Genomic DNA, 13375 nt, shown 5'->3' with positions numbered 1-13375 from the left:
ATCATGTATAATCTATTTGAAAGGGTTATCTTGACCTTATTTTCAATCTTTTGTAGATTTTGGGTTGAAAATTTGTTTCGTTCAACTAATTGTAACGAGCCGACAAAAATGTGAGACGCATTGAAGAGAGAAATGCGTTATAATAGTCTCATAAGATGTTAGTTCCTTGCTTTAAGTTTTCGACAACGAGGATTTAAAGGAGGGTAGTAGCAGCCTTCTAACAAATTGACTATATGTCCGTATGATCCCCTTGATGAACTTTTCATGTCGTAAGTCTTTGGGCCTTATCGCAGTATGTGTATGCCGATTTCATATTGTTCATAACCCCTGTAGACTTCCAATCAGACGTCATATGGGCATAAGCAATCAATTTAAACCTTCTTAGTCAGGTTAATGACTAAGCAATCCCTTCTATGATAGGTATCCCCTAATGCCTATGATAGAAGTCCCCTCTTGATACGGATATGCCGAATCCGTTGCAGCCGAGCTCCCTCTCGGCTGTTTTTTTATATTTTTGCCTTCTTTGTCCCAGTCTTGAGCTAGGATTTTTTTATTTTCTCTTCAGACTAAGGCTTTTTATAATCTCTTTATATGAAAGTAGTTCAAATTAGATATAGGAATTTATTTGTGAATTTTACTTTCTTTCAAGTTAGAAGAGCGCTAAATTAGGATTTTTGGTTTTTCGACTCTCTTTTGTGCAAATTCCGCTTACATTTGCCTTTGGAAAGTTTTCATTTTCCTCAAGCTTTTTCAAGGTAAGGGCATAGAATGGGTGATAAATTGTAAGTAAAACGCTTGCTAAACCGTTCTGTTTATGGTACTTTATAAGAGTATAAAAGTGTTTACCTAGGAAGTGAGGCATCAAGTATGGAAAAACAGACTATTACCATCTACGACGTTGCACGAGAAGCTGGCGTCTCCATGGCGACAGTATCTCGTGTGGTAAACGGCAACCCTAACGTTAAACCGTCAACTCGAAAAAAAGTATCAGAAGTCATTGAACGCTTGGATTATCGTCCTAACGCAGTTGCGCGTGGCTTGGCAAGTAAGAAGACTACTACAGTTGGGGTCATCATTCCTAACGTCACCAATGTCTTCTTCTCATCTCTGGCACGTGGGATTGATGACATCGCGTCTATGTACAAATACAACATCATTTTGGCCAACTCTGATGAAAACCCTGAGAAAGAAGTCCAAGTATTCAACACCTTGTTAGCAAAACAAGTGGATGGAATTATCTTCATGGGGAATGACATCCAAGAAAGTATCCAACATGAAGTTAGCCGTACGCGGACACCAGTTGTCTTTGCGGGGACTATTCTATCTAACACAGAGCTTTCCAACGTCAACATTGACTACCGTCAAGCTACTAAGGAAGCGACTGCTTTACTCTTAGCGCATGGCCGTAAAGTTGGCTTAGTAACAGGTCCTGGTGAATATGATATCAACCGTGACTTCCGTCTCCAAGGCTACTCAGAAGCCCTTAAGGAAGCTGGCGTCAAGTTCAAACAAGACCTAGTCATTCAAAAGCAATTCACTTACGCTGATGGCGATAAGATTGCTGCCCAGTTGATTGCAGCTAAGGCTAATGCGGCTGTCATTGCCGACGATGAAATTGCGGTAGCAGTCCTCAATGCTTTGACCGATCGTGGCGTCAAAGTCCCTCAAGACTTCGAAATCATTACTGGTAACAACTCAATGTTGACCCAAGTGGTCCGCCCTAAGTTGTCCAGTATCCAAATTCCACTCTATGATATTGGGGCGGTGGCAATGCGTCTCTTGACCAAAATCATGAACAATGAAGAAGTGGATGAGCACCAAATTATCTTACCACACAGATTCATTGCCCGTGGTTCAACTTTAGAAGATTAAGACTAATGGCAAAAACCAAGGGCTTCTTTAACCCTTGGTTTTTGGTCTATTATAATGGACTTTATCGATTTGGTCTATTATAATAGACTTTGTTGATTGGTCTATTATAATGGACTTTATTGATTTAGTCTATTATAATGGACTTAAGAGAGGAGGGCACTATGAATCAATACTATGCTTTAATTGGTGACATCATTGAGTCACGCCATCTAGCCAATCGTGCCCAGCAGCAAGAAGCCTTAAGCCAGGTCCTCGATAATTTGAATGACCGTTATCAGGCCCACTTGGCCTCACGCTTTAGTTTAACTCTTGGCGATGAATTTCAAGGCCTAGTCAAAGTAGGGGCACCCATCTTTCAAATGATTGATGAACTGCGCCTGGCCTTGCCAGAATTAAATCTGCGTTTTGGCCTTGGGCTAGGTGAGATTCTGACTAGCATTAATCCAGCCCTTAGTTTGGGGGCCGATGGGCCTGCTTATTGGCGGGCGCGTGAGGCCATCCAACAGGTTCATCAACAACACCATTACGAGACAGTCCATGTCTATCTATTGACGGGGCAAGAGGACCAGGATACGATTTTGAATCATAGCCTGGCCTTGAGTGAGTTTGTTCGTTCTTCTTGGATCCAATCGCAAATGGAAACCTTCCGGACTATCTTAGACTTGGGTTACTATCAGTCACGCTTTGATCAGAAGCGAGTGGCGACAGCCCTTGGTCTATCCTCTAGCGCCTTCGCCAAACGCATGAAATCGAGTGGCATCAAACTCTATTTAGATGTCAAAAACGATCTCAATAAGGCCATTGAAGATTTGGCCAGACAGGCAGCTCAAGGAGGGGAGAAGGCATGATGTCGACTTATTCAATGGGCCTCTACTATGGGCTAGGATGGACCCTAATCGAATCCTATTATCGACCTTACGGGCGGGCTTTCTTAAAGGGGCGATTGACTTGGTTAGAGCCTTGGATGCTCTATTTGGTTTGGGGCGCCTTACTGCTGGGGCTTAATCCGGTCGCAGCTGGCCTGCTGATCGGCCTAGGACTGGTGAATGCCAGCTTAGGTAAGCTACTTAAGCCCAAGCAAGTTTCTCTATTGATGGCGCTACTTTTATTTGGCACCAGCCTTTATGCAGCTAAGGCAGGCTGGACTTGGCCTTACCATGCAAACTGGCTATGGGCGGCTCTCTATGCCTTGTGGTTAGGAGCTCCTGTTAACCAGATTTTCCATTTTCTCTTCCGCCGTTTTCAACCTGAAATTGAGATTGATGACGCGACCATTGAAGGGGCAGGGGCCACGATTGGGATACTAGAGCGTCTGATAACAGGTTTGCTCTTAGTCAGCCAGAATTATGCCGCTTTGGGCTTGGTCTTCACGGCCAAATCCATCGCCCGTTATGATAAAATTTCCAAGAACAGCGCCTTTGCTGAATACTATCTCATTGGCTCGCTCTTTAGTCTCTTGGCCGTTTTGGTACTCTATCAGGTCTATCAATTAGGAAGCTGGTAGGCCCAAGCTAGTAAAAATAGCCCTAGCAGTTTGGATAAAGAATCCAGACTGCTAGGGCTATTTATTTAGGCTATTAGGAATGCGCCTTATTGCTTGCTTGAGCTTGGGAGCTGTCACCTTGAACACTCTCCATGATTCGCGCTACAAGCGCGACAACAATGGTAATGACAAAAGCCAAAATAGTCCCGCCCACTAAATCATATTGGGCACGAGTGAGTGAGCTACCTAGGTAGTAGACGATTTGCCCTAGGATGAAGCTCCAGAAAAATGTGACGATATATTTCATACTTTCCCTTCTTTCCTTTACAGTATAAGTGTAGCATATTTGCCAAATAATACAATGAAAAAGTTTTTGTTTCTAGTTCTTAACCAAATTTCCTCAAAGCCAAGCTCTACCTTGTACTTTAAGGCATTTCATGGCACAATAAGGAGAGAGTGGTCGAATACCTGTTCGGACCGCAAAAAGGGCTTGAGAGGAGGTAATGCCATGCTATTTAATGTTCATTCTGCTAATTCACTACTCGCCAGCACCTTGACGATGCCATCCTACGTGGAAGCTGCCAAGCAAAGGGGCTATGAAATCCTAGGTTTGGCAGATGTCCATAGCCTTCAAGGGGCGCTAGATTTCTATAATCGCTGTCAGGCTGCTGGTCTCAAGGCCATGATTGGCGCGACCATTAAGTTGCCTGGGGCGCTCAAGCAAACCCACATTTATCCCTTCCTGGTTTATGCCCTCAATCAAGCCGGCTATTATGAATTAATCGGCCTTATTCGACGCCTGAGCCACCAGCCTCTGTCGCCAGGTGCTATTTGGGATTATCTGACCCAGTCCTGCCACAATCTAGTCTATATTTCCTGTGGCCATGCCAGTGAAGTGGAGCAAACCCTGATTCATAGTGGGGACCAAGAAGCTAGCTTGGTTTTGGAGCGCTTGGAGCAAGTCTTTGGGCATGGTAATGTCTATCTGGGGGTGGCGGCTTTCCCTTATAATCCAGTTGAAGGCGAGGCTGTCAAGGCCTGGGCTAAGAGCCAACAAGTGCCACTAGTAGTGGGGCAAGGAGTATCAACCTTAAATCAGGATGACGCCTTCAGTCTCAAGGTGCTGGAGGCCATTGGGGCTAATGAGACCTTAGACGTGGAACTACGGGCCATGCAGGGGGTCCACTATGTCTATAATTGGGCGGATTTGGAGGCTCAGTACGTCCGTTTAGGCTTGGCTGACTGTTTGGCTAATAGTCGCCAACTAGCTGATCGTATGCAGGTGTCCTTGCCACAAAATCAGGCTTTCCTACCAAAATTTCCGACGCCAGACCACTTGCCAGCTAGCCAATACTTGCGAGACTTAACTCAGTCGGCATTAGAAGGCTTGAGGCCTGCAGATTTGGCGGTCTACCAGCAGCGGCTTGACTATGAGCTAGAAGTTATCGATAGTATGGGCTTTAGCGACTATTTCCTCATTGTCTGGGACATTATTGTTTACTGCCAAAGTCATGCTATCCGAGTGGGACCAGGTCGGGGTTCGGCAGCTGGTTCCTTGGTTTCCTACTTACTAGGGATTACACGCGTCGATCCAATCCAATACAACTTACTCTTTGAGCGTTTTTTGAATCCGGAACGTTATAATATGCCCGATATTGATATGGATATTCCCGATAACAAACGACAACAAGTTTTGCATTATGTGGTCGAGCGCTATGGTCAAGAGCAGGTTGCGCAAATCGCGACCCTGGGGACCTTCGGGGCTCGAGCGGCCATGCGGGATACCTTACGGGTTCTAGGTGCTGATAGTGAGACCTTGCGAGTCTGGGCACGCGCCATACCAAAAGAGTTGGACATTAGCTTGCCTCAGGCCTATCAGAAGTCGGCAGCCTTACGCCAGTTAGTCAGTCAATCTGAGACTAACCAGCAGCTCTTCCAAGTGGCGCAAACCATCGAGGGCTTGCCGCGTCACATTTCAACCCACGCGGCGGCGGTAGTCATTCATGACCAAGCCTTGGATCAGGTCATTCCAGTCGTAGAACGACCTAACCAACCTCTTATGACTCAATTTACCATGTACGATGTGGAAAAGGTTGGCTTGCTTAAGATGGACTTCCTAGGCCTGAGAAACCTCAACCTGCTAGATACCATCATTAAACAGGTTCAGAAGAGTCAAGCTGATTTTGAGATTGAAACGATTTCCATGGAAGATGCCCAGACTCTGGCGCTCTTCAGGGCGGCGGATACTAATGGGGTCTTCCAGTTTGAATCAGACGGCATTAAGCAAGTCTTACGCAAGTTGCAACCAGAGCGCTTTGAAGATATTGTGGCCGTCAATGCGCTCTTCCGTCCGGGACCTATGAAGCAGATTGACCACTATGTAGCGCGTCGCCATGGCAGGGAAAGCTACCAGGCCATTCATCCTATTCTAGAAGAGATTTTAGCTCCTACCTACGGCATTATTGTCTATCAGGAACAAGTCATGCAGGTCTGCCAACGCATGGCCGGTTTCAGCCTGGGACAGGCCGACTTGCTAAGACGTGCCATGGGTAAAAAGCAAGCTCATGTCATGGCACGAGAACGCGAGCATTTCATTAGGGGGGGCAGAGAGCAGGGGATAGAACCTGAGATTGCGTCAGCTACCTATGATTACATCTATGAATTTGCTAGCTATGGCTTCAACCGTTCACACGCGGTGGTCTATTCGACCTTAGCCTTCCAACTGGCCTATCTCAAGGTCCATTACCCTCTAGCCTTCTATCAAGCCCTCTTAAATATGGGCAGTTCCAACCAGACGACCATGGCCGACTATATTCTGGAGGCCAAGCGTCATACAGGTCCACTCCTTGGTCTCAACCTTAATGAGAGTCAGATAGGCTTTAGTGTCAGTGGAGAGCGACTCCAAGTAGGTCTCTCAGCTATCCGGACCTTACGCCATGACTTTGTCAGCCACATTGTAGAAGACCGCCAGCTCTTAGGGCCATATACCGGTCTCTTACATTTTATGCAGCGTCTACCTAAGAAATGGCTCAAACATGAGTGGCTAGAAAGCCTAATTAGTGTAGGGGCATTGGACTATACCGGCATGAACCGGCCAACCTTACTCAAGAACCTAGACAAGCTCATGCAAAGTGTTACCTTTAGTGGTGGCAATTTGTCGCTCTTCCCAGAGCTAGAGCCACGAATTGAATGGGTGGAGGACTGGAGCCCTAGTCAAAAACGGGATAAGGAAGTGGAAATACTGGGCTTCTCCTTAGAGGGGCATCCAGTGGCAACTTATCAAGCCTTTGCCAAGTCCCATCCCAACTTGCTGTCAGTAAGAGATATATTAGCGGCCCAACCAAACCTCAAGGTCCAAACCCTAGTCTTAGTCAAAGGCATCCGGGTCATTAACACTAAGAAGCAGGAATTAATGGCCTTCCTCGAACTAGAGGATGAACTAGCTAGCATTAGCGGGGTAGTCTTCCCGCAAAGCTATCGACACTATGTCTCACTGCTTAAGGAGGGACAGGTCTTGCTAGTAGAAGGGACGGTCGAACTAGACCGCCAGGGACGTCATCAGCTGATTATTAAGCGTTTGGCGCTAGTCAATGAGCAAGAAGTCAAGGCGCCAACTAGCCCTAATCAGCATCCTTTCCAACGTTGCTTTGTCCAGGTCAAGGCCTTCCAAGACCTCAAACCTTTTCTGCCAGGCTTAAGAAAATTTGCCGATCAATATTCTGGACCAGTAGCCATGATTTTAGTAGATGCCAATCGTCAGACCTTCCAATTAGATGATGCCTATCGGGTCTCCTATGGCCAGAAAGCGCAAGCAGAATTAGCCAAATTACTGGCTCCTTTCAAAATTATCTACAAGTAATCGATTACATCTATTATTTTCGAAAAAATGTATGACTTTAGCCAATAAAAGTGGTAAAATAAGCCTTGGATATCAGTCCAAGTCGATTGATTACAATTCAACTTAGAGGTGAGAAACATGAAGCGTATTGCAGTCTTAACCAGTGGTGGCGACGCTCCTGGTATGAATGCAGCAGTGCGGGCTGTCGTAGAGCGTAGCTTGCATCATGGCATTGAAGTCGTAGGTGCTTACTATGGTTTTAAAGGCTTATATGAAGGTGACTTCAGACCTTTAGACGTAGCGACTTGCTCTCATGCCTTAAGACGGGGTGGCACCTTCTTATATTCTGCTCGATTCCCAGAATTTAAGGAGCCTGAAATCCAAGAGAAGGCAATTGAACAGATGAAGGCACATGGCATTGATGCCTTAGTTGTTGTGGGTGGGGACGGTTCCTTTACTGGGGCCTTGAAATTAACCCAGAAAGGTTTCCCAGCGATTGGGATTCCTGGGACTATTGATAACGATATTGCAGGGACAGAATACACCATTGGTTTTGATACCGCGGTTAATGTGGCCCTAGATGCTATTGATAAAATTACTGACACTGCTTCCTCCCACAACCGGACCTTTATTGTCGAAGTAATGGGCCGTCATGCAGGGGATATGGCTAGCTGGATTGGGGTGGCTGCTGGTGCAGATGCCATTGTGATTCCAGAAGAAGCCTATGATTTAAAAGCAATCGCAGAAACCATCGCTGCTAATCGTCGCGCCGGTAAGGATCATTCCTTAATCGTCTTGGCCGAAGGCGTCATGACAGCGGCTCAATTCCGTAAGGAATACGAAGCTGTCTCTGGTGACGATGTGCGTGATGTGACCTTGTCACACATTCAACGTGGAGGCAACCCAACAGTGCGTGACCGTGTCTTCGCTAGCTTGATGGGTTCCAAGGCGGTTGACCTCTTATTAGAAGGTCAAGCTGGTATCTTCTTAGGTCTTAAGAATGAACAATTGGCAACTTTTGACATTGTGGAAACCTTGACCAATGAAAAACACCAAGTCCGTCGCGATCTTTATGAATTAAACCAAGGCCTTAGCGCTAAATAAAAAAGAGAAGGAGTTCTTTTAAAATGAAAAAAACTAAGATTATTTGTACCATGGGTCCTGCTTCTAACACAGCAGAACAAATGGCAAAGTTGATTGAAGCAGGGATGAACGTTGCACGTTTCAACTTCTCTCACGGTTCTCACGAAGAACACTTAGAACGCTTCAACAACTTGAAGGCTGCCCGTCAAGCTACCGGCAAACTTTGTGCCATCCTCTTGGATACCAAAGGTCCAGAAATCCGTACTAACGACATGCAAGACAATGCCATCGACTTAGTTAAGGGCGCAACTGTTCGTATTTCTATGACTGAAGTCTTAGGGACTAAGGACAAATTCTCTGTAACTTACGCTAACTTAATCAACGACGTTGAAGTAGGTAGCCACATTCTTTTGGATGATGGTTTAGTTGACTTATTGGTAACTGAAATCGACCACGCTAACCAAGAATTAGTGACTGAAATTCAAAACTCTGGTGTAATCAAATCTAAGAAGGGTGTTAACGTTCCTAACGTTTCCATCAACTTGCCAGGGATCACTGAAAAAGACGCTGCTGACATCCGCTTCGGTGTTCGCGAAGGGATCGACTTCATCGCTGCATCTTTCGTTCGTCGTGCTAGCGACGTTATGGAAATCCGTGAAATCTTGGAACAAGAAGGTCGTCCAAACGTTAAGATTATCTCTAAGATTGAGAACCAAGAAGGGGTCGACAACATCGACGAAATCTTGTCTGTATCTGACGGTATCATGGTAGCGCGTGGTGACTTAGGGGTAGAAATCCCAACTCACGAAGTGCCAATCGTTCAAAAATACATCATCAAGAAATGTAACCAAGCTGGTAAACCAGTTGTAACTGCAACTCAAATGTTAGACTCTATGCAACGCAACCCACGTCCAACTCGTGCGGAAGCAGGGGACGTTGCCAACGCTATCTTCGACGGGACTGACGCGGTAATGCTTTCTGGTGAAACTGCAGCAGGGGACTTCCCTGAAGAAGCAGTTAAGACTATGGCTGCTATCTGTGTACGTACTGAAAAAGAATTGCACGAACACGACGCATTCAGCATCAAACGCTTCGACCGTTCTGACATGACTGAAGCAATCGGTCAAGCAGTTGGTCACACTGCTAAGAACTTAGGTATCGAAACCATCGTAGCACCTACAAGCTCAGGTCACACTGCTTTGATGATTTCTAAATACCGTCCAAACGCTCACATCGTGGCAGCTACTTTCGACGAAGAAACTCAACGTTCATTAGCTGTAGCATGGGGTGTTATCCCTTACGTCATCGACCGTCCAACTTCAACAGACGAAATGATGGATAGCGCAACTGCTTTGGTTCAAGAAAAAGGCTTCGCAAAAGAAGGCGACTTGATCTTAATCACTGCTGGTGTACCAGTTGGTGAAGCAGGGACCACTAACTTGATGAAAATTCAAGCGATTGGGACTCAATTAGCGAAAGGTGAAGGTGTCGGTAACGGCAATTTTATCGGTAAGGCTGTATTAGCAACTGATGCGGCTACTGCCAATGCGAAAGCCACTGCTGGGACTATCTTAGTAACTCGTGCAACTGACAAGGACTTCTTGCCAGCATTCGATAAAATCGGTGCCCTTGTTACTGAAGAAGGCGGGATCACTTCTCATGCAGCCATCATGGGGCTTGAAAAAGGGATTCCTGTCATCGTAGCAGCTAAAGATGTGCTTTCTAACGTGGCAGATGGTGAATTAATCACTGTAGATGCGCGTCGTGGTTTAATCTACCGCGGTGCAGCAGCGATCATCTAAGCTCACCTCACTTATAATCATCAACGCTCTACCATTAGGTAGGGCGTTTTTTGTGCTGTCATGCAAATTTAATAGAGGATTTTCGGATTAAATCAGGCCAAAGGGGTATATATATATGAAGACTTTTAGAGGAGGCATTATATGGAACCCCAGTATCAACTTAAGACAGGTGCAGCTAAGCTAAAATGGTGGTTAGTCGGCTTATTTGCCATAGGAATTATAGGCATTGTCATTGGCTTAATATGGCTTAACTTGCGCCCAAGACGGCCCATAATGCAAGAAGAGTCTTCTATCAGTTCTAGCATGCTTGCGGAGCCAATCTCTTCCCAGCAATCCTCCCAGCCCGACAAGATTTATGTAGACCTCAAGGGAGCTGTCAAGCATCCAGGTGTCTATGCCTTAGACCAGGGTAGTCGGGTCTTCGACCTGTTGGAAATGGCGGGTGGTTTGACGGAAGAGGCGGCTGAGCGGGCCCTTAACCAAGCTCAACTCCTAGTGGATCAGCAGAGTCTCTATGTCCCCACCATGGAGGAATGGGAGGCTGAGAGCCAGGGACCGCAAGCCAACGGGACAGGTAGTCAGGCTGCCATTGTTTCTAGCCCAAGTGCTAGCAGTGGTAAGGTCAATATCAATCAAGCCGATTTAAGTCAACTCGAGACCTTGCCTGGGATTGGTGCTAAAAAAGCCCAAGCCATTATCGACTACCGGACGGCAAACGGCTCCTTTCATTCGCTTGAGGACTTAGGCAAAGTCAAGGGTATCGGACCTAAGATGCTAGAGAAGTTGAAGGATCTGGTGATTTTTCAATGAAGGATAAGCTCAAAAGATATTGGACAAATGACTGTCTCCTGCTAGCAAGCAGCCTTGAGTCCTTGAGACATAAATGGTTTCTACTATGGATCTATGTTGCAGTTTTCATTAACATGTTATACCACAAAAACTGGGCTTGGAGCCTAGTCTTAGCCATCCTAATCGTGCGAATTTATTGTCTAGGACCTAAATGCAGTTGTCGAAAATGCCTCTTGGTCTGCTTGCTTCTAAGCGTCTGGTGCTTGGGAATATGGGGCTGGCATCACTATGAACAGGCTCAAGTTAAGCAAGTCATAGTGCCTGATCAGGCTCAAAGCTATCAGCTTGTGCTAGCTCCTAGCCAAGTCAACTATAGGTCTACAGGTTGGCAGGGGATTGGCTATTTAAGATTACCAGATGGCCGTCTTCTGCCAGTACTTGCAAAAGGGCAGGGCGACATTCAATGGGCTTTAGGCCATGAAGTGATGGAAATTAGGGGACAAGCTAGTCTAAAAAAAGCTGAGAGAGCCCGAAACTTTGGTGTCTATGACTATCAGCAAAGCTTAGCAGATAAGGGGGTTGATTGGGTACTAGACTTTAAGGTAGTGACTGCTATTCAACCGAAGCCACTGGCTTTAGGAGCTATGGAAGCCCTACGACATTGGTGTTTGGCTCCTTTGGCTAGGTGGAGAGGGCAAGGGTCATCCTGGACTAGCTTGGTTTTACGGCTTCTATTTAATCAGCAGACGCCGGGCTTTCGCGACCAGTCGGTGAGCTTGGGGGTGCTGGGCATTAGTCATTTCTTTGCTATCTCTGGCTTTCATTTGCTTTATTTAAGACGGATGCTGAGTCGTCTATTTTTGCGATTGGGTTGCCTTAAAGAAAGTGTTGCTTTCTGGCTGCCTCTCTTTCTCCTCTGCTATAGCTGGCTATGTGGTTGGCCTATTGGCAGTATTAGAGTCTTAGGAAGTTGGGGCCTAGTGGCTTTTTCTAAGCGTTTTGGTGACCACACTATGACCTCCTTAGACCGGCTCAGTCTAGTGGGACTGGTCTGTCTGCTCTGCCAACCTGGCCTAGTCTTTCAGCCGGCCTACCTACTGAGCTTTGGCTTGTCAGCTGTACTCATATTTTCCAATCAAGCCATGGAGGACCCAAAACACTATACTTGGCGTAATCAAGTCTATATGCTAGTGGCTTGTTTGCTAATTACCTGGCCTCTTATGATGGATTGGCGCTACGAGTGGTATCCGCTACAAGTGCTAGCCATATTTCTCTTAGGACTTGTCTTCGAAGCTTTTATTATGCCTCTGGCCTTGGTGTCAGGCCTAGCGCTCATTTTGCCAGGATTAGACAGGCTAGCAAGTTTATTGGATGGGATTTATCAATACTTACTAGATATGCTAGCGCCTCTGAGCAAATTCTTCTCTTGGCATGTCATCACAGGGCGATTAAGTTTCATTTACTGGTTAATTTTTCTAATTCTATTCCTAGTCTGGTTACGATGGGGATGGCGCCATCCTTGGTCAACGGCAGCAGTTATTGCATGCTCTTATGGCTTAATACTGGGACTTAAACCATATCTGCATTGGCAGTCTAGTGTCACCATATTGGATGTGGGTCAGGGAGATAGTCTGGTCTACCAAGCTGCCTGGTCCAAGGAAGCCTGGTTGATTGATACAGGCGGCAGACCCCCTTATCCGGCAAGCAAGGAAGGGCCAAGTTTTGATAGGCAGTATGGCTACTATAATCTGATTCCAGCCCTCAAAGCGCAGGGGATTGGTTCACTGACCGGGGTCATGATTACCCACTCAGATTTAGACCATATTGGTAGTCTGGCTAGTCTCAGTCAGGAAGTCGCCATTGACAATCTCTGGATTAGTCAGCATACAGCCAATCAGCCAGTTTGGCAAGAGATCAAGCCCTATTTGGCGGCAAAGACCCAAGTCCATGTTCTAGGCCCAGCTCAATCCTATTCAATCAAGGATGGGCTGACTTTCTACACCAATGAATTTAATCAGTCGACGGCCCCAAATGACGCCTCCATTGCGGCAACCCTAGACATGGGCAGGCACCGTTTACTTAATTTAGGTGATATGTCAGGTGATTATGAACAGGCCTTGATTGGACGTTTCCCTGAAATTCAGGCCGATATTCTCAAATGCGCCCATCATGGCAGTCGCTTTAGCAGTTCAGATGCCTTGCTCAACCACCTGCAGCCTAAGTTGGCCTTGTTGTCTGCTGGTGTCCACAATACTTATCACCATCCTCATCCTGATACCCTAGCTAAACTAAGCAGAAGGGGGATTCCCTATTTTGCAACTCCCTATCATGGCGCCATCCGTTATGAGTGGAGTGAATGGGGCTGGGATGGCTGGCAAACGGCTCTAGAAGCACCTCAATCTACCTATCCTAAAAGTGAGCCTGGCCAGTCAAAAAGATGACCTAATCTTGTATGCTAATAGCTAAAGTGCTATACTGAATACGTAAACATTATTATGCAAAGACTTG

9 protein-coding genes are annotated in these 13375 nt (G+C 46.2%); 8 read left to right on the top strand and 1 reads right to left on the bottom strand.

The features are described from left to right. The first annotated feature begins 867 nt into the window (after positions 1 to 867). The 3 genes from ccpA (at position 868) to ACO53F_RS03275 (ending at position 3376) form a co-directional block, all read left to right on the top strand. A complete protein-coding gene (ccpA, locus tag ACO53F_RS03285; protein WP_485137292.1) occupies positions 868 to 1872 on the top strand; it encodes a catabolite control protein A in 1005 nt (334 codons plus the stop codon). A 161-nt stretch (positions 1873 to 2033) separates the two neighbouring features. Then, entirely contained in the window at positions 2034 to 2720 is a 687-nt protein-coding gene (locus ACO53F_RS03280; protein ID WP_485137291.1) for a SatD family protein, read from the top strand. Beyond that, positions 2717 to 3376 carry a hypothetical protein gene (locus ACO53F_RS03275; RefSeq protein ID WP_485137290.1) on the top strand — a complete coding sequence of 220 codons (660 nt, stop codon included), beginning with the start codon at positions 2717 to 2719 and terminating at the stop codon, positions 3374 to 3376. The genes ACO53F_RS03280 and ACO53F_RS03275 overlap by 4 nt, the downstream gene beginning before the upstream one ends. A 73-nt stretch (positions 3377 to 3449) precedes the next feature. On the opposite strand, the gene ACO53F_RS03270 is transcribed toward ACO53F_RS03275, so the two are convergent. After that, entirely contained in the window at positions 3450 to 3662 is a 213-nt protein-coding gene (locus ACO53F_RS03270; RefSeq protein ID WP_485137289.1) for a YjzD family protein, read from the bottom strand. A 201-nt stretch (positions 3663 to 3863) separates the two neighbouring features. On the opposite strand from ACO53F_RS03270, the gene ACO53F_RS03265 reads away from it, so the two are divergent. From ACO53F_RS03265 to ACO53F_RS03245, 5 genes are all read left to right on the top strand, one after another. Continuing rightward, positions 3864 to 7214: a DNA polymerase III subunit alpha gene (locus ACO53F_RS03265; protein ID WP_485137288.1), complete on the top strand. Its 3351-nt coding sequence runs from the start codon at positions 3864 to 3866 to the stop codon at positions 7212 to 7214. A 117-nt stretch (positions 7215 to 7331) separates the two neighbouring features. Then, entirely contained in the window at positions 7332 to 8297 is a 966-nt protein-coding gene (pfkA, locus tag ACO53F_RS03260) for a 6-phosphofructokinase (protein ID WP_485137287.1), read from the top strand. A 23-nt stretch (positions 8298 to 8320) separates the two neighbouring features. After that, positions 8321 to 10078 carry a pyruvate kinase gene (pyk, locus tag ACO53F_RS03255; protein ID WP_023391987.1) on the top strand — a complete coding sequence of 586 codons (1758 nt, stop codon included), beginning with the start codon at positions 8321 to 8323 and terminating at the stop codon, positions 10076 to 10078. Between the two features lie 141 nt (positions 10079 to 10219). Continuing rightward, positions 10220 to 10888 carry a helix-hairpin-helix domain-containing protein gene (locus tag ACO53F_RS03250; RefSeq protein ID WP_485137286.1) on the top strand — a complete coding sequence of 223 codons (669 nt, stop codon included), beginning with the start codon at positions 10220 to 10222 and terminating at the stop codon, positions 10886 to 10888. Positions 10889 to 11001: 113 nt separating this feature from the next. Beyond that, on the top strand, positions 11002 to 13308 hold the full coding sequence (locus tag ACO53F_RS03245) for a DNA internalization-related competence protein ComEC/Rec2 (RefSeq protein WP_485137285.1): 2307 nt from the start codon (positions 11002 to 11004) through the stop codon (positions 13306 to 13308). Positions 13309 to 13375 lie beyond the last annotated feature (67 nt).

It is taken from the genome of Abiotrophia sp. (assembly GCF_057275535.1).
Note: the sequence above shows the minus strand (reverse complement) of the source record. Positions and strands in the feature narration are given on the sequence as shown.

Bases quoted from the DNA above. Each gene is read 5' to 3' on its own strand.
- ccpA (WP_485137292.1), top strand. From the start codon at position 868: ATGGAAAAACAGACTATTACCATCTACGACGTTGCACGAGAAGCTGGC.
- ACO53F_RS03280 (WP_485137291.1), top strand. From the start codon at position 2,034: ATGAATCAATACTATGCTTTAATTGGTGACATCATTGAGTCACGCCAT.
- ACO53F_RS03275 (WP_485137290.1), top strand. From the start codon at position 2,717: ATGATGTCGACTTATTCAATGGGCCTCTACTATGGGCTAGGATGGACC.
- ACO53F_RS03270 (WP_485137289.1), bottom strand. From the start codon at position 3,662: ATGAAATATATCGTCACATTTTTCTGGAGCTTCATCCTAGGGCAAATC.
- ACO53F_RS03265 (WP_485137288.1), top strand. From the start codon at position 3,864: ATGCTATTTAATGTTCATTCTGCTAATTCACTACTCGCCAGCACCTTG.
- pfkA (WP_485137287.1), top strand. From the start codon at position 7,332: ATGAAGCGTATTGCAGTCTTAACCAGTGGTGGCGACGCTCCTGGTATG.
- pyk (WP_023391987.1), top strand. From the start codon at position 8,321: ATGAAAAAAACTAAGATTATTTGTACCATGGGTCCTGCTTCTAACACA.
- ACO53F_RS03250 (WP_485137286.1), top strand. From the start codon at position 10,220: ATGGAACCCCAGTATCAACTTAAGACAGGTGCAGCTAAGCTAAAATGG.
- ACO53F_RS03245 (WP_485137285.1), top strand. From the start codon at position 11,002: ATGTTATACCACAAAAACTGGGCTTGGAGCCTAGTCTTAGCCATCCTA.